Annotated in this window: 20 protein-coding genes and 1 pseudogene; 10 read left to right on the top strand and 11 right to left on the bottom strand. The window is 71.3% G+C overall.

Going from position 1 to position 19,722, the window contains the following annotated elements:
* The first annotated feature begins 55 nt into the window (after window positions 1–55).
* Together ABIE67_RS14490 and ABIE67_RS14485 are read left to right on the top strand one after the other, a co-directional pair.
* Entirely contained in the window at window positions 56–382 is a 327-nt protein-coding gene (locus tag ABIE67_RS14490; protein ID WP_370256942.1) for a nuclear transport factor 2 family protein, read from the top strand.
* A gap of 99 nt (window positions 383–481) precedes the next feature.
* Window positions 482–1,468: an aldo/keto reductase gene (locus ABIE67_RS14485; protein WP_370256940.1), complete on the top strand. Its 987-nt coding sequence runs from the start codon at window positions 482–484 to the stop codon at window positions 1,466–1,468.
* A 256-nt stretch (window positions 1,469–1,724) separates the two neighbouring features.
* On the opposite strand, the gene ABIE67_RS14480 is transcribed toward ABIE67_RS14485, so the two are convergent.
* Window positions 1,725–2,501, bottom strand: a complete 777-nt coding sequence (locus ABIE67_RS14480) for an SDR family oxidoreductase (protein ID WP_370256938.1) — start codon at window positions 2,499–2,501, stop codon at window positions 1,725–1,727.
* A 134-nt stretch (window positions 2,502–2,635) separates the two neighbouring features.
* Between ABIE67_RS14480 and ABIE67_RS14475 the strand changes: the two genes are divergently transcribed.
* Window positions 2,636–4,279 (top strand): alkaline phosphatase, encoded by a 1,644-nt coding sequence (locus ABIE67_RS14475; RefSeq protein ID WP_370256936.1) that lies wholly within the window; start codon window positions 2,636–2,638, stop codon window positions 4,277–4,279.
* Here ABIE67_RS14475 and ABIE67_RS14470 read toward each other — a convergent pair.
* On the bottom strand, window positions 4,266–5,312 hold the full coding sequence (locus tag ABIE67_RS14470) for a Gfo/Idh/MocA family protein (protein WP_370256934.1): 1,047 nt from the start codon (window positions 5,310–5,312) through the stop codon (window positions 4,266–4,268). The genes ABIE67_RS14475 and ABIE67_RS14470 overlap by 14 nt on opposite strands.
* 88 nt (window positions 5,313–5,400) lie before the next feature.
* Here ABIE67_RS14470 and ABIE67_RS14465 point away from each other — a divergent pair, with 88 nt between their 5' ends.
* The 3 genes from ABIE67_RS14465 (at window position 5,401) to ABIE67_RS14455 (ending at window position 9,167) form a co-directional block, all read left to right on the top strand.
* On the top strand, window positions 5,401–6,699 hold the full coding sequence (locus ABIE67_RS14465; protein WP_370256932.1) for a multidrug effflux MFS transporter: 1,299 nt from the start codon (window positions 5,401–5,403) through the stop codon (window positions 6,697–6,699).
* Window positions 6,651–7,832: a serine hydrolase domain-containing protein gene (locus tag ABIE67_RS14460; RefSeq protein ID WP_370256929.1), complete on the top strand. Its 1,182-nt coding sequence runs from the start codon at window positions 6,651–6,653 to the stop codon at window positions 7,830–7,832. Before ABIE67_RS14465 ends, ABIE67_RS14460 begins: the two co-directional genes overlap by 49 nt.
* Before the next feature lie 333 nt (window positions 7,833–8,165).
* On the top strand, window positions 8,166–9,167 hold the full coding sequence (locus ABIE67_RS14455) for a small ribosomal subunit Rsm22 family protein (protein WP_370256925.1): 1,002 nt from the start codon (window positions 8,166–8,168) through the stop codon (window positions 9,165–9,167).
* A 76-nt stretch (window positions 9,168–9,243) separates the two neighbouring features.
* Here the strand turns inward: ABIE67_RS14455 and ABIE67_RS14450 are convergent, their stop codons facing one another.
* Complete coding sequence (locus tag ABIE67_RS14450; protein WP_370256924.1) at window positions 9,244–9,438, bottom strand: DUF6243 family protein; 195 nt, start codon at window positions 9,436–9,438, stop codon at window positions 9,244–9,246.
* Between the two features lie 110 nt (window positions 9,439–9,548).
* On the opposite strand from ABIE67_RS14450, the gene ABIE67_RS14445 reads away from it, so the two are divergent.
* Both ABIE67_RS14445 and ABIE67_RS14440 read left to right on the top strand, forming a co-directional pair.
* Window positions 9,549–10,184, top strand: coding sequence for a TetR/AcrR family transcriptional regulator (locus tag ABIE67_RS14445; RefSeq protein ID WP_370256921.1), 636 nt, complete (start codon window positions 9,549–9,551; stop codon window positions 10,182–10,184).
* Between the two features lie 156 nt (window positions 10,185–10,340).
* A complete protein-coding gene (locus ABIE67_RS14440) occupies window positions 10,341–11,072 on the top strand; it encodes a bifunctional DNA primase/polymerase (RefSeq protein WP_370256918.1) in 732 nt (243 codons plus the stop codon).
* 74 nt (window positions 11,073–11,146) lie between these two features.
* On the opposite strand, the gene ABIE67_RS14435 is transcribed toward ABIE67_RS14440, so the two are convergent.
* From ABIE67_RS14435 to ABIE67_RS14410, 6 genes and pseudogenes are all read right to left on the bottom strand, one after another.
* Window positions 11,147–12,139 carry a hypothetical protein gene (locus ABIE67_RS14435; protein WP_370256915.1) on the bottom strand — a complete coding sequence of 331 codons (993 nt, stop codon included), beginning with the start codon at window positions 12,137–12,139 and terminating at the stop codon, window positions 11,147–11,149.
* Window positions 12,099–12,971, bottom strand: coding sequence for an iron uptake transporter permease EfeU (gene efeU / locus ABIE67_RS14430; protein WP_370256911.1), 873 nt, complete (start codon window positions 12,969–12,971; stop codon window positions 12,099–12,101). The genes ABIE67_RS14435 and efeU overlap by 41 nt, the downstream gene beginning before the upstream one ends.
* Before the next feature lie 6 nt (window positions 12,972–12,977).
* Window positions 12,978–14,246 (bottom strand): iron uptake transporter deferrochelatase/peroxidase subunit, encoded by a 1,269-nt coding sequence (gene efeB, locus ABIE67_RS14425; protein ID WP_370256909.1) that lies wholly within the window; start codon window positions 14,244–14,246, stop codon window positions 12,978–12,980.
* Between the two features lie 10 nt (window positions 14,247–14,256).
* On the bottom strand, window positions 14,257–15,414 hold the full coding sequence (efeO, locus tag ABIE67_RS14420; protein ID WP_370256907.1) for an iron uptake system protein EfeO: 1,158 nt from the start codon (window positions 15,412–15,414) through the stop codon (window positions 14,257–14,259).
* 130 nt (window positions 15,415–15,544) lie between these two features.
* Window positions 15,545–16,375 (bottom strand): heme ABC transporter ATP-binding protein, encoded by an 831-nt coding sequence (locus ABIE67_RS14415; protein WP_370256905.1) that lies wholly within the window; start codon window positions 16,373–16,375, stop codon window positions 15,545–15,547.
* Between the two features lie 120 nt (window positions 16,376–16,495).
* Window positions 16,496–16,969 (bottom strand): annotated as a pseudogene (locus ABIE67_RS14410) (FecCD family ABC transporter permease); the annotation flags it as partial.
* Window positions 16,970–17,099: 130 nt separating this feature from the next.
* On the opposite strand from ABIE67_RS14410, the gene ABIE67_RS14405 reads away from it, so the two are divergent.
* Window positions 17,100–17,744 (top strand): PhzF family phenazine biosynthesis protein, encoded by a 645-nt coding sequence (locus ABIE67_RS14405; RefSeq protein WP_370256903.1) that lies wholly within the window; start codon window positions 17,100–17,102, stop codon window positions 17,742–17,744.
* 10 nt (window positions 17,745–17,754) lie between these two features.
* Here the strand turns inward: ABIE67_RS14405 and ABIE67_RS14400 are convergent, their stop codons facing one another.
* Together ABIE67_RS14400 and map are read right to left on the bottom strand one after the other, a co-directional pair.
* Window positions 17,755–18,402 (bottom strand): heme oxygenase (biliverdin-producing), encoded by a 648-nt coding sequence (locus ABIE67_RS14400; protein ID WP_370256900.1) that lies wholly within the window; start codon window positions 18,400–18,402, stop codon window positions 17,755–17,757.
* 162 nt (window positions 18,403–18,564) lie between these two features.
* Window positions 18,565–19,422: a type I methionyl aminopeptidase gene (gene map, locus ABIE67_RS14395; RefSeq protein WP_370256898.1), complete on the bottom strand. Its 858-nt coding sequence runs from the start codon at window positions 19,420–19,422 to the stop codon at window positions 18,565–18,567.
* A gap of 58 nt (window positions 19,423–19,480) precedes the next feature.
* Here map and ABIE67_RS14390 point away from each other — a divergent pair, with 58 nt between their 5' ends.
* Window positions 19,481–19,711: a hypothetical protein gene (locus ABIE67_RS14390; protein ID WP_048587224.1), complete on the top strand. Its 231-nt coding sequence runs from the start codon at window positions 19,481–19,483 to the stop codon at window positions 19,709–19,711.
* The last annotated feature ends 11 nt before the right edge of the window (window positions 19,712–19,722 follow it).

Raw genomic sequence — 19,722 nt, 5'->3', positions numbered from 1 at the left:
GCTCTCGCCGCCGTTCGGGTGGCGGGGCGTCGGAGCCGGTGTGAGGCTGACCGGTATGACGATTCAGACGTCCAGACTCAGCGACCCCGCCGTCCGTGCCTTCGTCACCGCCGTCAACGCCCATGACCGCGAGGGCTTCCTGAGCATCCTCGCGCCCGGCGCGACCATGGCGGACGACGGTACCGACCGCGACCTCGCCGACTGGATCGAGCGGGAGATCTTCGCCTCCAACGGCCACATGGAGGTCGACAACGAGTCGAACCAGGGCCGCGACCTCCTCACCCGCTACCGCAACGACACCTGGGGCGAGATGCGCACCCGCTGGCACTTCGAGGTCGAGGACGACGGCAGGATCTCCCGCTTCGAGACCGGTCAGGCCTAGCCGGCGACCGGCGCGGATGACCGGCGCGGATGACCGGCGCGGAAAGATCCGCACAAGCGCTTGCCCTCGTGTGCACTCCAACTCCTAACGTCCTCCCTCATGGAGACCAAGAGGACTTTGGGACGTGCGGGCATCGAGGTCAGCGCCCTCGGCTTCGGATGCTGGGCCATCGGCGGTGAGTGGCAGTCCGCCGACGGGCAGCCGCTCGGCTGGGGCAAGGTCGACGACGAGGAGACCGTACGGGCGATCCGGCGCGCCCTCGATCTGGGTGTCACCTTCTTCGACACGGCGGACACCTACGGCGCCGGCCACAGCGAACGCGTCCTGGGCCGCGCCCTCGGCAAGCGCCGCGCCGATGTCGTCGTCGCCACCAAGTGGGGCAACGTCTTCGACGAGGAGACCCGCACCCTCACCGGCGCCGACGACAGCGTGCCGTACGCCCGCCGCGCGCTGACCGCCTCTCTGAAGCGCCTGGACACCGACTACGTCGACCTCTACCAGCTGCACCTCTCCGACGCCGACCCGGAGCGCGCGGCCGAACTGCGCGACGTCTGCGAGGAGTTCGTGCGCGAGGGGCTCGTCCGCGCCTACGCGTGGAGCACCGACGACCCGGCCCGCGCCGCCGTGTTCGCGCGGGGGGAGCACTGTGCGGCCGTACAGCACGCGGCCAACGTGCTCCAGGACGCGCCGGAGATGTTCGCGCTGTGCGAGGAGCTGGAGCTGGCCAGCGTCAACCGCAGCCCGCTGGCGATGGGCCTGCTGACCGGCAAGCGCCGGACCGGGCAGGCCCTGGAGGCCGGGGACATCCGCAGCCGGCCGCCGGAGTGGCTGAAGGGCTTCGCGGACGGGTCCGGCGCCGACCCGGACTGGCTGGCCCGCGTCGACGCGCTGAGGGACGTCCTCACCAGCGGCGGCCGTACGCTCGGCCAGGGCGCCCTCGCCTGGCTGTGGGCGCGCAGCCCGCGCACGGTGCCGATCCCGGGGTTCCGTTCCGTCGGCCAGGCCGAGCAGAACGCCGGCGCGCTGGCGAAGGGGCCGCTCACCGCCGAGCAGCTGACGGAGGTCGACCGGATCCTCGGTCGTTGAGCACCGCCGCAGGCGACAACACGGCAGCCGTTCCACGCACCGGTGCGTACCTCGCGGTCCCACGCGAGGTCCACCCCCGCCCGGTGTCATGGAACGGCTGCCGTCCCCCCTCGGTTCGGTCTACCGAAGCCCCTACTCCAAATGTGAAGCTCTGGTGTAGGTGAAGTTGAGCATAAGTCGCCTACCGGCCCCGACGCAGCGGAATTCCATATTCCACTTGTGTAAGTTGTGGAGACAGTGAAGGCGTGAGAGCTCCTCAGCCGCGTCCCACGTACGGCATCGCCGTCGCCAGCACCGTCGCGAACTGCACGTTCGCCTCCAACGGCAGCTCCGCCATGTGCCGCACGGTCCGCGCCACGTCGGCCACGTCCATCACCGGCTCGGGTACCACCGAACCGTCGGCCTGAAGGGCGCCCGTCCGCATCCGCGCCGTCATGTCGGTCGCCGCGTTGCCGATGTCGATCTGGCCGACGGCGATGTTGTGAGGGCGCCCGTCCAGCGACAGTGACTTGGTCAGTCCGGTCAGCGCGTGCTTGGTCGCCGTATAGGCGACGGAGTGCGGGCGGGGCGTGTGCGCCGAGATGGACCCGTTGTTGATGATCCGGCCACCCCGCGGGTCCTGCTCCTTCATCTGCCGGTACGCCGCCCGGGCGCACAGGAACGCCCCGTTGAGGTTGGTGTCCACCACGTGCCGCCAGGCGTCGTACGACAGCTCCTCGACCGGCACCCCGCCCGGCCCGAACGTCCCCGCGTTGTTGAACAGCAGGTCCACCCGCCCGAACCGCTCCACGGCGGCGGCGAACAGCGCGGCCACGTCCTCCTCGCGTGACACGTCCGTCCGTACGGCGAGAGCGGCCCCGTCCGGCACCGGCGCCGCCGTCTCCTCCAGCGTCTCGACGCGCCGCCCGGCCAGCGCCACCGACCAGCCCGCGCGCAGCAGCTCCACCGCGACCGCGCGGCCGATGCCGGAGCCCGCGCCGGTCACCACGGCGATCCTCGCGTCCGTCCCCGTCTCCGTTTGCCTGTCATTCATGAGGTCGGAGGCTACGCGACGGTCCGCCATCCGGAACTCATCCATCCGCCATCCGAGTGTTGTGTACGCGCCAAGCGAGTGTCGTCCCCGGCCACTCCAATGCCTCGTGCATCCATCAGTCAGGGGAGGACCGGATGACACTCGCAGCACACCCCCAGCCCCAGCACGCCCCCGAACTGCGTGCGGCCGCCCGCCACATCGGCCGCCGCCGCTTCCTGACCGTGACCGGCGCCGCCGCCGCGCTCGCCTTCGCCGTGAACCTGCCGACGGCGGGCGTGGCCGACGCCGCCCCGCTCGACGCCCGCCGGATCACCGACGATCCCTTCACCCTCGGCGTCGCCTCCGGCGACCCGCTGCCCGACTCGGTCCTGCTGTGGACCCGACTCGCCCCAGCCCCCTACCAGCCCGACGGCGGGCTGCCCGCCCAACGGATCACCGTGCACTGGGAGTTGGCGCACGACGAGAAGTTCACCAGGATCGCCAGACGCGGCGCCGCCATCGCCTACCCGGAGTTCAACCACACGGTCCACGTCGAGGTCGACGCGCTCGACGCGGACCGCGTCTACCACTACCGCTTCCGCGCGGGCACCTGGATCAGCGAGACGGGCCGTACCCGCACCGCGCCCGCGACGACCGGGGCGGCGAGCTCACTGACCCTCGCGGCCGTCTCCTGCCAGGCGTACACCGACGGCTACTACACGGCCTACCGCCATCTCGCGCAGGACGACGTGGACATCGTCTTCCACCTCGGCGACTACCTCTACGAGTACGCGGTCAACTCCGTCGGCGGCTACCGCAATTACACCGACCGCACGCTCCCCGCGCTCTTCAACCGCGAGACGGTGACCCTGGAGGACTACCGCCTGCGCTACGCCCTCTTCAAGTCCGACCCCGACCTCAGGGCCGCACACGCCGCGCACCCCTTCGTCGTCACCTGGGACGACCACGAGACCGAGAACAACTACGCCGACGACACCCCCGAGAACAGCGTCCCGCCGGAGGAGTTCCTGCTGCGCCGGGCCTCCGCCTACCGGGCCTACTGGGAGAACCAGCCCCTGCGGCGCCCGCAGCGCCCCGTCGGCCCCGACATGCAGCTCTACCGGCGCCTGAAGTGGGGCCGGCTCGCCCAGTTCGACGTGCTGGACACCCGGCAGTACCGCTCCAACCAGGCGTACGGCGACGGCTCCCAGATTCCCGGCCCGGACGTCGACGACCCGGCCCGCACCATGACCGGCGCGACGCAGGAACGCTGGCTGCTCGACGGCTGGCGCGACTCGGCGGCGCTGTGGAACGTCGTGCCGCAGCAGGTCACCTTCGCCCAGCGGAACTTCGACCTGACCGCGCCGTCCCGGGTGTCGATGGACGCCTGGGACGGCTACCGCGCCTCCCGGCGCCGCGTGCTGGACGGGGCCAGGGCCGCCGGTATCGAGAACCTGATGGTGCTCACCGGTGACGTCCATGTCGGGTACGGCTTCGACATCAAGGACGACTTCGACGACCCCGACTCCGCCACGCTCGGCACGGAGATCGTGGCCACGTCGATCGCGAGCGGCCGGGACGGCACCGACAGGCCCGCCAACTGGGACACGTACATGCGGGCCAACCCGCACATGAAGTTCTACAACGGACGGCGCGGCTACGTGACCGTCGCGCTGGGGCAGCAGCTGGCGCGGACCGACTTCAAGACGGTGCCGTACGTGACCAGGCCCGGGGCGCCGGTCACGACGGCCGCGTCCTTCGTCACGGAGGTGGGGGAGCCGGGGCTCACACAGGCGTGAGCGCGGGCGCGAGGTCCTCGTCCGCGTCCCCTTCCGGGGCCTCGCCCGGGTAGCGGACACCGACGCGGTCCCGGATCGCGTCGAGCGTCCGCATCACGGCGAGCGTGCCGTCCAGCGGGACCACCGGGGACTCGGTCTCCCCGGCCCGCAGGGCCCGCATCACCTCGGCGGCCTCGTGCCGCAGGCTGTTGCGGGCCCCGTCCGCCGGGGCGGCCGTGAACTCCTCGGGGTCACGGCCGTCGCGGTGCAGGACGAAGCGGTCCGGGAAGAAGAAGCCGTTCGGAACGTCGATACGGCCGCCCGAGCCGGTCACCGACGCGGAGGTCGCCGTACCGCCGACGATGGAGCAGTGCACCGACGCGAGGGCGCCGCTGTCCCAGGAGAGCAGGGCACCCGTCTGCAGGTCGACGCCCTCGGGCGACAGCATCGCGCGCGCCGCCACGTCCGACGGCTCCCCGAGCAGCAACTGGGCGAAGGAGACCGGGTACACGCCGAGGTCCAGCAGCGCGCCGCCGCCCTGCGCCGGGTCGCGCAGTCGATGCGAGGGAGGGAAGGGACCGGCCAGCCCGAAGTCGGCCTGGACATGGCGCACCTCGCCGATCGCGCCGTCGTCCACCAGCGCCTTGAGGCGCCGGACCAGAGGGTTGCAGTACATCCACATCGCCTCCATCAGGAAGCTGCCGCGCGCCTTCGCCAGGGTGACCAGTTCCTCGGCCTCCCGCGCGTTCAGCGTGAACGCCTTCTCGCACAGCACGTTCCGCCCGGCCTCCAGGCACAGTCCGGCGGCGGTGCGATGTGCCGAGTGCGGGGTGGCGACGTACACGACATCGATGTCGCCGTCCTGGGCGAGCGCGTTCCAGTCGCCGTACGCCCGCGGTATCCCGAAGCGCTCCGCGAACGCGTCCGCCGAGGCCTGGGACCGCGAGGCCACCGCCACCACGTCGGCGTCCGGCAGGTCGACGAGATCCGCCGTGAACGCGGCCGCGATCCCTCCGGTCGCCAGGATCCCCCACCGCACGTTTCGTTCCGCCACTGCGGCCCCGCCCCTCGCTCATGTGACCCTCGGCACTCTGTACGAGCTGAGAGCATAGAGGGCGGACCAGTCGGAGAGGGAGGGGCGCATGGGCGACCGTGGGGGGCCGATACAGCACGTGCCGCAGCCGACGGCACAGACGGCGAACCAGCCATCCATCCGCGCCCTGCGCCGCACCGGCCTCCTCGTCACCTTCATCCTCGGCGGTCTGACGGCGACACCCCCGCTGGCGATGGACATGTACCTCCCCGCGCTCCCGGAGGTCACCCGGTCCCTGCACGCGCCCGCCGCGACCGTCCAGCTCACGCTCACCGCCTGTCTGGCCGGCATGGCGCTCGGGCAGCTGGTGGTCGGCCCGATGAGCGACCGCTGGGGCCGCAGGCGCCCACTGCTGGCCGGCCTGGCCGTGTACGTCGTCGCCACCGCGCTCTGCGCGCTCGCGCCCACCGTGGAGTTCCTGGTCGCCTTCCGGCTGGCGCAGGGCCTCGCGGGTGCGGCGGCGATAGTGATCGCGCGGGCGGTCGTACGCGACCTCTACGACGGCGTGGCCATGGCCCGCTTCTTCTCGACCCTCATGCTGATCTCCGGGGTCGCCCCGATCGTGGCCCCGCTCATCGGAGGCCAGATCCTGCGGGTGACGGACTGGCGGGGCGTGTTCGTCGTGCTCACGGCGGTGGGGGTGCTGCTCGCCGCCCTCGTCTGGCGGCGGCTCCCCGAGACCCTGCCGCCGGAGGACCGGCACAGCGGCGGCGTCGGCGAAGCGCTGCGCGCCATGCGGGGCCTGCTCGCCGACCGCGCCTTCACCGGATACACGCTGGCGGGCGGGTTCGCCTTCGCGGCCCTCTTCGCGTACATAGCGGCGTCGCCCTTCGTGATCCAGGAGATTTACGGGGCCTCGCCGCAGACCTTCAGCCTGCTGTTCGGACTCAACTCGGTCGGCCTGGTCGTCGTCGGCCAGATCAACGGCAAGCTGCTGGTGGGGCGGGTCAGCCTGGACCGGATACTGGGCGTGGGCCTGGCGATCGTCATCCTGGCGGCGAGCGCGCTGCTGCTCATGTCGCTCGGTGTCTTCGGCGAGGTCGGACTGGCCCCGGTGGCCGCCGTGCTGTTCGTCCTGATGTCCGCGATGGGCGTCACGCTCCCCAACACCCAGGCCCTCGCCCTGCTGCGCACCAAGCGCGCCGCCGGGTCCGCCTCCGCGCTCCTCGGTACGTCCTCCTTCCTCATCGGCGCCGTCGCGTCGCCCCTCGTGGGCATCGCCGGAGAGGACACCGCCGTCCCGATGGCCGTCGTCCAACTGGCCGCAGCACTGGTGGCGCTGGCCTGCTTCATGGGAATGTGCCGTCCCTGGAACGGACGTACGGATGCGGAGGGAGCAGGGAGCTGAGCGCGCCGAGACTGCGCGGGGACACGCCGGAAAGGGCCGGACTCGACCCCGAGGAGATCCGTCACCTCGTCCGGGAGGTCCACGACCTCACCGCCGGCCCACGCCCCTGGGCAGCCGGGGTCGTGCTGGTCGTCGGACGGGGGCCGTACCTCGCCGTCGAGGAGGCGACGGGCTGGGCGGTGCGGTACTCCTCCTACGACGAGGAGAAGGACGCCGGGGTGGAACTGCCGCCCGAGACACGCGTCCCGATGACCACGGACACCCCCTTCGACCTGGCCTCCCTCACCAAGCTCTTCACCTCGGTCGCCGCGGTGCAGCAGATCGAGCGCGGCACGCTGGGCATCGACGCGCGGGTCGGGGCGTACCTCCCCGACTTCCGCGCGGCCGCCCGGCACGACATCACCGTGCGCCAGCTGCTCACCCACACCTCCGGGCTGCGCCCCGAACTCCCGCTGTACGACTGCGCGGACGACGCGGAACGGCTGGAGATGCTGCGCGGGGAGGCGCCGATCGGCGTCCCCGGCATCTACTGCTACTCCGACCTGAACCTGCTCCTGCTCCAGCACGTCCTGGAACGCATCACGAGCCGCACGCTCGACGTCCTGATCCACGACGGCATCACCCGCCCGCTGGGCATGACCGCGACCCACTTCGGCCCCTGCCCCGGGGCCGCGGCGACCGAGGACCAGCGGCGGCCGTGGGCCAAGGCGGACCGGGGCATGCTGCGGGGGGTCGTCCACGACGAGAACGCCTGGGCGCTGGGCGGGGTCGCGGGTCACGCGGGTCTCTTCTCCACCGGGCACGACCTGGCGGTCTTCTGCCGCGCCCTGCTCTCCGGCGGCGCCTACGGCCCCGCCCGCATCCTGGGCCCCGACTTCGTCGAGCTGCTCCTGACCCCGCCCGGCCTGGGGGTCGCGATCGACCAGCCGAGGTTCATGGGGGAGCTGGCGGGCCGGGGGGCCGCGGGGCACACGGGGTTCACGGGGACGTCGATGGTGCTGGATCCGGGGACGGACACGTTTCTGGTGCTGCTGGCGAACGCGGTGCATCCGCGGCGCCGGCCACCGGACAGGGGGGCCCGAGCGAGGGCCGCGGCTGGGACGCGGGTGGCGCGGGCGGTGCGGGGGCTGTAGCGGGGCCGAGCGGTTTTCGCCCCCGCCGCCCCTACCCGTCCCATCCCTGGGGGCTGCGCCCCCAGACCCCCGCTTTCGGCCCTGAAGGGGCCTCGTCCTCAAACGCCGGACGGGCTGAAAAAAATGCCTGGGCCGGCGAAGCCCCTGGGGGTGGGTGGGGGTGCGGGAGGGTGGTGGCTTTGTCCTCGAAGGGTGGGCGGGCTGAATCCAGCCCCTCCGGCGTTTGAGGAGCAGGGTCTGGGGCGGAGCCCCGGAAGGATGGGACGGGTAGGGGCGGCGGGGGCGAGGAAAGCCGGGTGCCGCCCACGCCGGGTGCGCTCGTAGAATCGCCGGGTGAACGACCCCGCATCCCCGGCAGACGCCCTGCGCAGCAGTCTCGCCACCCTCCTCGACGGCCTCCCGCCCCGCCAGGCCGCGCAGGCCGTCGACCGCCTCATCGCCACCTACCGCGGGGCCACCCCCACCGACACCCCGATCCTCCGCGACCGCGCCGACGTGGCCGCCTACGCCGCATACCGCATGCCCGCCACCTTCGAGGCCGTCCACGCCGCGCTGGAGGCGTTCGCGGCGGCCGTGCCGGACTGGGTGCCCGGGAGTCACATCGACGTCGGCGGCGGGACCGGCGCCGCGACGTGGGCCGTCACCGCGACCTGGCCCGGCGAGCGCGGCGTCACCGTGCTGGACTGGGCCGAGCCCGCCCTCGCCACCGGCAGGGAGATCGCCGTCGCCAACCCGGCGCTGAAGAACGCCCGTTGGCAGCGCGCCCGCATCGGCTCGGCGCTCACCCTCGACCCCGCCGACCTCGTCACCGTCTCCTACGTCCTCAACGAACTCACCGCCCCCGACCGCACCACCCTCGTCGACACCGTCGCGTCCACCGCCCAGGCCGTCGTGATCGTCGAACCCGGCACCCCCGACGGCTACGCCCGGATCATCGAGGCCCGCGACCGCCTCGTCACCGCCGGCTTCCACATCGCCGCCCCCTGTCCGCACAGCGCCGACTGCCCGATCGTCCCCGGCACGGACTGGTGCCACTTCTCGGCGCGGGTCAGCCGCTCCTCCCTCCACCGCCAGATCAAGGGCGGCTCCCTCGCCTACGAGGACGAGAAGTTCAGCTACGTCGCGGCCACCCGCCTCCCGGTCGCCCCGGCCCCCGCCCGCGTCGTCCGCAAACCCCAGATCCGCAAGGGCCAGGTCCTCCTCGACCTGTGCGAGACCGAACCCTCCCTGCGCCGCACCACGGTCACCAAACGGCACGGCGACCTCTACAAGGCGGCCCGCGACGCCGACTGGGGCGACGCCTGGCCCCCGGCGGAGGACCAGGACCTGCCGTAGGACCTTCCTCCTCGGCCCACCGCCTGAGCATCGCCACCGCAGCCGCCCGTCGGCAGGCACGGGGGCGCCGGGCCGGTCATGAGGAGCCGTCGGCCGTGCCGCTCCCTCCCTGTTGCTTCTCCTGCAACTTGCGCAGCAGTTCCTTCTTCTGGGCCCGGGGGTCGACCCCGCCGCCGACCCTGCCGTTCCGACCCCCGCCGCGCAGCGCCTCGCGGCCGAGGTTCCGGCGGGTGCCGCCGACTCCGAGCATGTTTCCGCCGCTTCGGGTCATCGTGAGCTCCTTCTCGTATCCCTGAGTACACGAGACGTACCGTCTCGCACGAATCGCCCCCTCAGGGTCCGGCGAGACGCACCGTCTTGTCAACCTGATAAATTCAAGCCATGGCAGCCCAGAAGTCCGCTCAGCCCGCACCTAACTCCACCCGCCGGAGCGAGAAGTCCCGGCGGGCCATCTACGACGCCGCCCTCGCCCTCGTCGGGGAGGTCGGCTACCCCAGGACCACGATCGAGGGCATCGCCGCCCGCGCGGGCGTCGGCAAGCAGACGATCTACCGCTGGTGGTCGTCGAAGGCCGACGTCCTGCTGGAGGCCTTCCTCGACCTGAGCGAACAGGCGTCCCGGGACGCGGGCCCGGAGTACGAGTTCGCCATCCCGGACACCGGCGACCTCGCCGCCGATCTCAAGGCCGTGCTGCGTCTCACCGTCGACCAGCTCCAGGACCCCCGCTTCGAGATCCCGTCCCGCGCCCTGGCCGCCGAGGGCGTGGTCAACGAGGAGGTCGGCCGGGTCTTCACGGCCAAGCTCCTCCAGCCCTCGCTCCAGCTGTACGTCGACCGGGTGCGCGCCGCCCAGGAGGCCGGCCAGGTCCGCCAGGAGGTCGACCCGCGCATCGCCCTCGAACTCTGGGTCTCCCCCCTCGCCCAGCGCTGGCTGCAGTACACGGGCCCGATCTCCTACGAGTACACCGACACCCTCGTCGACTACGCCCTGCACGGCATCGCCCCGCGCCCACGGTAAGGGCGTAAATCCCGCCAAAGCAGCGCATTGATGCTGATCAAGGTGCTGTGTACACCTCGCCCCACCTGGCCCGGTTGTCCGCTAAGGCCCCCCGAAGCGCACGATGGTGGGACCATAGGGCATGCTGTTCCGCACGACAGCGAGGCGAGGGGATAGATGAGCGCGGAGTTGGGCGGCCGGACCGGCCTGCAGGGCAAGCTCTCCCAGTGGCTGCGCGGACGCCGCCCCAAGGAGGCCGCCGGTGACGGTGGCCGGGAGGACCTGCTGCTCGCCGCCGCGGCGGTGGGACTGCCCCTCGCGCCCGCCGCGCACCCGGCCGGCTACCGATGTTCCTGTGATCGCGTCGGCTGCCCCACCCCCGCCCGGCACCCGGTGTCCTTCGCCTGGCAGACGCAGTCCACCACCGACCGCGGCCAGATCGAGCGCTGGGCCCGTCACCAGCCGCAGGCCAACTTCATCACCGCCACCGGCATGGTGCACGACGTCCTGGACGTGCCGGCCGAGGCCGGGCGCGAGGCGCTGGAGCGGCTGCTAGGCGCCGGTATCGAGGTCGGCCCGGTCGCCGAGAGCGACGACGGCCGGCTGCTGTTCTTCACCCTCACGCGCGGTACGCCCGAGGACGAGGACGAGTGGTGGCCCTGCGAGCTGGACTGCCACCCCGAGACCATGGACGAGCACCCGGGACTGCGCTGGCACTGCCGCGGGTCCTACGTCCTCGTACCGCCCGCGCGGCTGACCGGTGAGGGCCAGACCGTGCACTGGGTCCGCGGCCTCGAACACCCGCTGCCCGACCCGCTCAGCCTCCTCGAAACCCTCACCGACGCCTGCGCCCGCCACGTGAACGAGGGGCCCGACCACGTCTCCGCGGCCTGGCCCCTGCGCCACTAGACGCTCCGCCAAGAGAGCCGCCGCGATGCGCCGTCGTGCGTCCGCGGCGCCATCGTGGCTGGTCAGGGCACCCGCTACTCGCCCTTCGCCGACGTCATGCCCTGGGTCCGGCCGATGATCTGCACCTTGCCGGAGCCCTTCGGGTCCAGGGCCGCCCCGTTGGAGACGATCTCCACCGTCAGCGACTGCTTGATCTCACCGGTCGTCAGCGCCAGCACGGCCCGGTCCGGGGTGGGGACGGCGGCACCGGTGTGGGCCGTCTCCTTCTCGTAGTGGCGGGTGGTGAAGAACACCAGCGCCCCGCCGTCCTTCGTGCGCAGCGCCAGCGGCGCGTAGTCACCGCTCGTCAGCGGCTCGTCGATGTACTGCCTGACCAGGCCCGGCCGTTCGGCTTCCTTGGCCCGCTTGGCGCGCCACTCGCTGGTGTGGCGGCCGTCCGCGAAAATCTCCCCGCCGTTTTTGAGGTAGGACACGAAGTCCTTGCTCAAGGCCTCGGGGGCCACGGCCAGTTCGGTCGAGTTCGCGGGGACGGCCTCGGCCCAGCCGTCCTTGTCCGTCTTGAACGCCGGTACGTCGGTGGGGGCCATCAGCGTCAGATACGACGCCTCCCACGGCTCGGCCAGGCTGTTCCGGCTGAACACGAAGACCCAGCGCGCGGTGCCGCCCTTGTTGCCGGCCGCGTCGGCCACGAACCAGCGCGGCCAGCCCGCCTTCTTCGGGATCGTGAACTTGGCGTCCGACAACTCCAGCGGCGTGTGCGCCGTGTTGCCCTCCGGACTGACCGCCTTACCCGCCTTCAGCCGCGCCTCGTCGATGGCACCGAGGGCGCCCGTCACATGGTCGGCGTCCAGGGAACTGTCGTAGGCCTTGTCGGCCTTGTTGTACGCGGCTGTGAACTGCTGGAGCGCCTTGGCGGCCTCCGCCTTGGTGGCCGAGGGGAGTACCTCTCTCTCCCCGTGGACCACCACGCATCCGCTCGCCGTCAACGACAAAGCGGTCAGCGATGCCGCTATCAGTGCGCTCCGGTCAAGCCTGCGGAGCCTTCGAGGGCCGCGATCCCTGCTCATCAGCTGCCTTCACCTTCCCCTTCCCGGAGGCGAACCCTACCGGGGCGAGGAACAGCGCGAGCGTCGGGATCAGGTACAGCAGCCACACCGTGACCTGGACGACGGTCGGGTCGGGCTGGAAGTTGAAGACGCCCTTGAGCAGAGTGCCGTACCAGCTCGACGGATCGATGGTGTCGCTGATGTCGAAGGCCCGGTTGCTCAGGCCCGGCAGCCAGCGCGCTTCCTGCAGGTCGTGGACGCCGTACGCCAGCACGCCCGCCGCCACGACGACGAGCATGCCGCCGGTCCAGGTGAAGAACCTGGCGAGGTTGATGCGCAGGGCGCCGCGGTAGAACAGCCAGCCCAGGACGATCGCCGTGACGATGCCGAGGGCGGCGCCGACCAGTGGGCGCGGGCTGCCGTCGCCGGCCGCGCGCACCGACGCCCACACGAACAGGGCCGTCTCCAGGCCCTCCCGGCCGACGGCCAGGAACGCGGTCGCGACCAGCGCGCCCGTGCCCATCTGGAGGGCCGCGTCCAGCTTGCCGTGCAGCTCGGACTTCAGGTGCCGGGCGGTGCGCCGCATCCAGAACACCATCCAGGTCACCAGGCCCACCGCGAGGATCGACAGGGAGCCGCCGAGGGCCTCCTGCGCCTCGAACGTCAGCTCCTGGGAGCCGAATTCGAGTGCGCAGCCGAAGCCCAGCGCGAGGGCGACGGCGACGCCGATGCCGATCCAGATGGGCTTCAGCGCGTCCCTGCGGTCCGTCTTCACCAGGTAGGCGATGAGGATGCAGACGACGAGGCTGGCCTCGAGCCCCTCGCGCAGGCCGATCAGGTAGTTGGAGAACATCGGTCCTCACGCCTCCTTGGAGAACAGCGTCCGGCCCCACCAGTCGTCCTTGTCGCGGACGCCGGGCGGGATCGCGAAGAGCGCCGAACCCACGTGCTGGATGTACTCGTTGAGCGCGTCGCGGGCCAGATTGCGCTGGACGCGGATGAACCCGGTGCGCGGGTCGCGCTGGTAGGCGAGGAAGAACAGCCCCGCGTCCAGGCGGCCGAGGCCGTCGGTGCCGTCGGTGAAGGAGTAGCCGCGGCGCAGGATCGTCGCCCCGTCGTTGGAGGCGGGGTGCGCGAGCCGGACGTGCGCGTCGGGCAGCATCGCCTTCAGGAACGGCTCGTCGCGCTCCTTGGCCTTGCCGACCGGGGCGCCCTCGCCCTTGTCGCGGCCGAAGATGTCCTCCTGCTCCTGGAGCGAGGTGCGGTCCCAGGTCTCGATGTGCATCCGGATGCGCCGGGCGACGAGATAGGAACCGCCGGCCATCCACTCGGGGCCGTCGGAGGGGTCCACCCACACGAACTTCTTCAGCCGGTCCGTCTCCGTCCCCGCGATGTTGCGGGTGCCGTCCTTGAACCCCATGAGGTTGCGCGGGGTCTGCTCGTCGGGCGTCGTGGACGAGGTCTTCCCGAAGCCGAGTTGGGACCACTTGATGACGACCTTGCCGAAGCCGATCCGGGCCAGGTTGCGGATGGCGTGCACGGCGACCTGGGGGTCGTCCGCGCAGGCCTGGATGCACAGGTCGCCGCCGCTGCGGTTCTTGTCCAGGTTGTCCCCGGCGAACTTCGGCAGCTCTTCCAGGGCTTCGGGGCGGGCGTCCGCGATGCCGAACGCCTCGCCGTACTTCTCGAAGAGCGACGGCCCGAAGCCGATCGTGAGCGTCAGCCGCGACGGCTTCAGCCCCAGCGCCTCACCGGTGTCGTCCGGCGGTGCCTCGGCCAGACCGCCGTACGCGCCCTCGCCGACCGCGTGCCCGGCGGTCATCCGGCGCGCGGCCGCCGTCCAGTCCTTCAGCATCTGCACGAACTCGGCGCGGTCGTCGGTCTGCACGTCGAACGCGGCGAAGTGCAGCCGGTCCTGCACGGGAGTGGCGATACCGGCCTGCCGGTCGCCGTAGAAGTCGATGGCGGCGCCCGTCGCGGCGCCCGCCGGATCCACGTCGTTGCCCGTACGGGTCATCGCCACCGCACCGCCGGCCGCGGCGGCGCCGAGCGCGAGCCCGGCACCGCCCCAGCCGATCAGCGCACGCCGGGACGGGGACGGTGAATTCCCGGTCGAGGTCTCGCTCATGGGGTGCCCCCTACTTCACGACGACGGCGGCGGCGAGCTTGGACAGCGGCTCCGCGAGCGCGTTGACGCCGTCCGACAGCTCCTTGCGATCGGCGTCGCCGACCTTGTCGTACGAGGTGAAGTCGTACGACGCCTTGTCCGCCCGGTACTTGTCGAGCAGCGTGTTCAGCGCGCCGAACTGCTTGTCGAGCTCGGTCACCAGCGCCGGGTCGTTCTCCTTGGCGACCGGCTTCAGCAGCGCGTAGGCCTTCTCGGCGCCCTCGACGTTGGCCTTGAAGTCGACCAGGTCGGTGTGCGAGTAGCGCTCCTCCTCGCCGGTGACCTTGCCGGTGGCGACCTCGTCGAGGAGTTCCTTGGCGCCGTTGGCCATGGAGGTCGGGGTGATCTCGGCCTTGCCGACCCGGTTCTGCCAGTCCTTCAGGTCGGTGATGAGCTGGTCGGCGAGCTCCTTCTCCCGGTCGCCGATCTTCTTGTCCTGCCAGAGCGCCTTCTCCAGGCGGTGCCAGCCGGTCCAGTCCGTGGCCGGGTCCTGGCCGTCCTCCAGGCCGTCCTCGCGGACGTCGACCTTGGGGTCGATGTCGCCGAAGGACTCAGCGACCGGCTCGGTGCGCTCCCAGCCGATGCGGGAGGGGGCGTAGGCCTTCTTGGCAGCCTCGATGTCGCCGTCCTTGACGGCCTTGGCGAACGCCTCCGCCTTCGGCAGCGTCTCGTCGGCCTGCGCCTGCGTGTACGCGCGGTAGGCGGCGACGGCCTTGTCCAGCCGCGGGTCACGCTTGGCCGCGGTGCCCTTGCCGGTGGCCTTGACGGCCTGCCGGATGCCGTCGCCCTTCATGCCGGGCTTGCAGGCGATGGTGTAGTCGCCCGCCTTCACCTCGGCGGTGACGGTCTGCTTGGTGCCGGGTCCTATGTTCTCCCGCTCGGTGACGATGCGGTCGTCCGGGAAGAGGATGTAGACCTCGGTGACCTTGGAGCCCTTGTTCTCGATGGCGAGTTCGACGTGCCCGGCCGGGAACTCCTTCTTCGACACCTCGCACTTGTCGTCCGTCGAGGTCACGTTGACGACCCGGTCGCCACCCGCCGAGCTGCCCTTCTCGGTGCACCCCGTGACGGCGGTCAGAGCCGCCACGGCGGCGGCAGCGGTGACGGCTGAGAGTCTGGCGGGTCGCATGAGGGCTCCAGGAGGATGGCCGGAAAGTGTGCGTGACGGGCCTCACGCAGCAGGAAGGTGAGGCTCACCTAACGCACCTAAGGATCGTCTAAGTGGCCAAAAACGCCCCCATGGGGAAGTCAAAGGAGAGTCAAAGGTTGTGCCGGGATCGGCGCCGCGGGGTCACCAGGACCGCCCCTGTTCGAGGATGTGAAAGCACGTCGATGGGTTGGTCATAGACCTCCGACAGCAACCGCTCCGAGAACACCTCGTCCGGCGGCCCGTCCGCCGCGACCCGCCCGGCCCGCAGGATCGCCACCCGGTGCGCGTAGGCCGCCGCGAGCCCCAGATCATGCAGCACGGCCACCACCGCGTCCCCGGCCCGCGCCCGCTCCCGGCACAACCGCAGCACCAGCTCCTGGTGCTTGAGGTCCAGCGCCGCGGTCGGTTCGTCGAGCAGCAGCAACGGGGCACGCTGGGCCAGCACCCGCGCGAGCGCGACCCGGGCCCGCTCCCCACCGCTGAGCGCGGAGAACGGCCGTACGGCGAAGGCACTCACCTCGGTGGCGGCCATGGCCTCGGCGACGGCGAGGTCATCCTCGGCCGGTGAGGTGTCGTGCGGTGCGCGGCCCATCCGCACGACCTCCCCGGCCGTGAAGGGGAAGGAGAGCGCCGCCGACTGGGGGAGTACGGCGCGACGGAGGGCGAGTTCGGGCGCGGACCAGTCGGTCGCCGGACGGCCGTGGATCCGTACGACCCCCTCGGCAGCCGGGAGGTCGGCGGCCAGGGCGCTCAACAGGGTGGACTTTCCGGCACCGTTGGGCCCGACGAGGGCGAGGACCTCGCCGGCGCGGACGGTGACGGAGACGCCGGTCAGCACCTCACGGGCGCCGAGACGAACGTGCAACGACTCGGCGGCGGCGAGGATGTCGCCGGGTTCGGAGGGGGCTGGGGGAGTGGGGCGAGGGCGGAGCAGTCTCACGGAGGGTCCTTGTCGAGAAGGGGACTGGAGAACTTAAGGGGCGCGGGGCTGTGTTGAATTTGCGGCTACCGCCGCGTGGGCGCGCTCAACCCCCACTCATCCGCAGTCGGCAAACGACCGTCAGGCCCACCCTCCTTGCCGCCGCCGAGTCCGCCGCAGCAGCCAGAAGAAGAACGGGCTGCCCAGCAGAGCCGTAAGCACCCCGAGCGGCAACTCCGCAGGCACCGCCAAAGTCCGCGCAGCGAGATCCGCCGCGATCAACACCACCGCCCCACCCAGCGCACTCCCCGGAATGAGAAACCGATGCCCCGGCCCCGCGGCCATCCGCAATAGATGCGGTGCGACGAGCCCGATGAACCCGATGACCCCGGAAACGCTCACCGCGGCCGCCGTGAGCAACGCGACGACCAGGATCAACGCAACGCGCATCCGCTCCACGTCCACCCCCAGATGCCGGGCGGGCCGGTCGCCGAGGGCGAGCAGGTCCAGGCGGCGCGCATACAGCGGCGCCACCACCAGCCCCAGCACCGCGCACGGCAGGACCGCCGTCACCTTGGGCCAGGTGGACTGGGCGAGGGAGCCGAGCTGCCAGAAGGGTGCCGCGAATCCCCTTCTTGAGCGGCCACCTTCAGCCGGGCAGAGCTTAGGTTAGCCTTGCCTACGTTGCTACTGGTGCTGTGGCACTGGGACGACCGCGCCGCCCGGGTGATGTTTCAATTCCCCCGTGACTGACTACGACGTCCTCCGCGTCTTCTGCGGCCCGACCGGTGGATACGGCAACGAACTCGGCGTCGTCCGCGAGGGCTCGGTGATCCCCGAGCGGAGCGACCGGCAGGCGTTCGCGGGGAAGCTCGGCTTCAGCGAGACCGTGTTCGTCGACGACCCCGAGCGCGGGGTCATCGACATCTACACGCCGACCCTGCGCCTGCCCTTCGCCGGTCACCCCTGCGTCGGTACCGCCTGGCTGCTGGACGTGCCCGAACTGGTCACCCCGGCCGGTGTGGTGGGCGCCCGGCTGGACGGCGAGTTCAGCTGGATCGAGGCACGGGCGGAGTGGGCGCCCCCGCGTACGCTGCGGCAGTACGCGTCGGCCGCCGAGGTCGACGACCTCCCCGTGCCCCCGCCCGGCGAGTGGATCTACGCCTGGGCCTGGGAGGACGAGGCGGCCGGCCGTATCCGCGCCCGCGGCTTCCCCGGCCGTGACGACGGCATCGACGAGGACGAGGCGACGGGCGCGGCGGCCCTGCTCCTCACGGACCGCCTGGGCCGCGCGCTCAACATCACACAGGGTGCCGGGTCGCAGCTCCTCACGGCACCGCAGCCGGGAGGCTGGGTGGAGGTCGGCGGCCGGGTGTTCCTGGAGCGCTGACCGGAACCTGTCACGCGGACAGGGGAAACTCCTCGCCCAGTGCCCGGAACACCGCCGTGTTCAGGGCGAACGCCTTCTTGCACTCCGCCACGATCCGCTGCTTCTCCAGGTCGTCCGCGCGGACGCCGTCCAGCAGCTCGCGATAACTCCGCTTGAACGCGGCCGGGTTGGCGATCTCCTCGAAGACGTAGAAGCGGACCCCGTCGCCCTTGCGTGTGAAGCCCCAGGTCTTCTCGGCCTTGTCGCGGATGATCTGGCCGCCGGAGAGGTCGCCGAGGTAACGGGTGTAGTGGTGGGCGATGTAACCGGCCGGCCAGTCCTCGGCGCACTCCCGCACCCGGTCCGCGTAGGCCTGGGTGGCGGGCAGTGCCGACAGTCCCGTCCGCCACCGCGGACCCCGCAGATGTGCCAGGTCCCGCTCCAGTGACGCCAGCCGCAGCAGCTCCGGCTGGATGAACGGGCCGGCCACCGGGTCCGACGCCAGCCGCTCGGCGCCGGCCTCCAGCGCCTCGTACACGAACCACAGCTGCTCGGTGTACCGCGCGTACGCGTCCACGCCCAGTCGGCCGCCGAGCAGGTCGCTCATGAACGTCGAGGTCTCCGCCTCCGTGTGCTGCTCGTGGGAGGCGGTGCGGATGACTGTCGAGAAGGAGTCCATGGGGCCCATTTTCTGAAGTTAGGCTTACCTAAGTCAATAGGTTTGCCGACGCCATGTCGGTAAAAGCGTACCGAGAAAACCCGCCCTCCGCAGAGGATGGGTTCGACAGCCTTCTCGACTGCTACGGCAGGGGCATGCGGCAGGGTCAGGGGAGGGCCAGGGTCAGGGGAGGGTCAGGACCTCCGCCCCCGTCTCCGTCACCACCAGCGTGTGCTCGAACTGCGCGGTGCGCTTGCGGTCCTTCGTGACGACCGTCCAGCCGTCGTCCCACATGTCGTACTCGTGCGTCCCCAGCGTCAGCATCGGCTCGATCGTGAAGGTCATGCCGGGCTGGATCACCGTCGTCGCGTGCGGGCTGTCGTAGTGCGGGATGATCAGGCCCGAGTGGAAGGACGAGTTGATGCCGTGACCGGTGAAGTCACGGACCACGCCGTAGCCGAAGCGCTTGGCGTACGACTCGATGACGCGGCCGATGACGTTGATCTGGCGGCCCGGCTTGACCGCCTTGATCGCGCGGGTCAGGGACTCCCGGGTGCGCTCGACCAGCAGGCGGCTCTCCTCGTCCACGTCGCCGACCAGGTACGTGGCGTTGTTGTCGCCGTGCACCCCGCCGATGTACGCCGTCACGTCGAGGTTGACGATGTCGCCGTCGCGCAGCACCGTGGAGTCCGGGATCCCGTGGCAGATCACCTCGTTGACACTGGTGCACAGGGACTTCGGGAAGCCGCGGTAGCCGAGCGTGGACGGGTAGGCGCCGTGGTCGCACATGTAGTCGTGCGCCACCTTGTCCAACTCGTCCGTCGTGACCCCGGGCGCGATCAGCTTCGCCGCCTCGGCCATCGCCCGCGCGGCGATACGGCCGGCGACGCGCATCGCCTCAACGGTTTCCGGGGTCTGCACCTCCGGACCCGCGTACGGCGTCGGCGCGGGCTTGCCGACGTACTCGGGGCGGCGGATGTTTCCGGGCACGGAACGGGTGGGGGACAGCTCCCCTGGGACAAGCAGCGACTGGCCAGACATGCGAGCGAGTCTAACCAGCGGGCATGGGGGAACATGTCGGTGGCGAGAGGAGCCGGACATGGCCTTGTTCAAGAAGCGCACGGTCGGCAAGCCGGGCGAGTGGTACTACTGCCTCGTCCACAAGAAGGTCGAGGAGGGGCCGGAGTGCCCGGCCAAGGACCGCTTCGGGCCGTACACCAGCCGGCAGGAGGCCCAGCAGGCGATGGACCTCGCGCGGGAGCGCAACCTGGAGTGGGAGAACGATCCCCGGTGGCACGACGCCCCGACCGGGCCGGCGGACGACGACTGAGCGACCTTCCT

Source organism: Streptomyces sp. V4I8 (assembly GCF_041261225.1).
Lineage (GTDB): Bacteria > Actinomycetota > Actinomycetes > Streptomycetales > Streptomycetaceae > Streptomyces.
The sequence above is the reverse complement of the archived record's forward strand: the minus strand, read 5'-3'. Positions and strand labels throughout refer to the sequence as shown.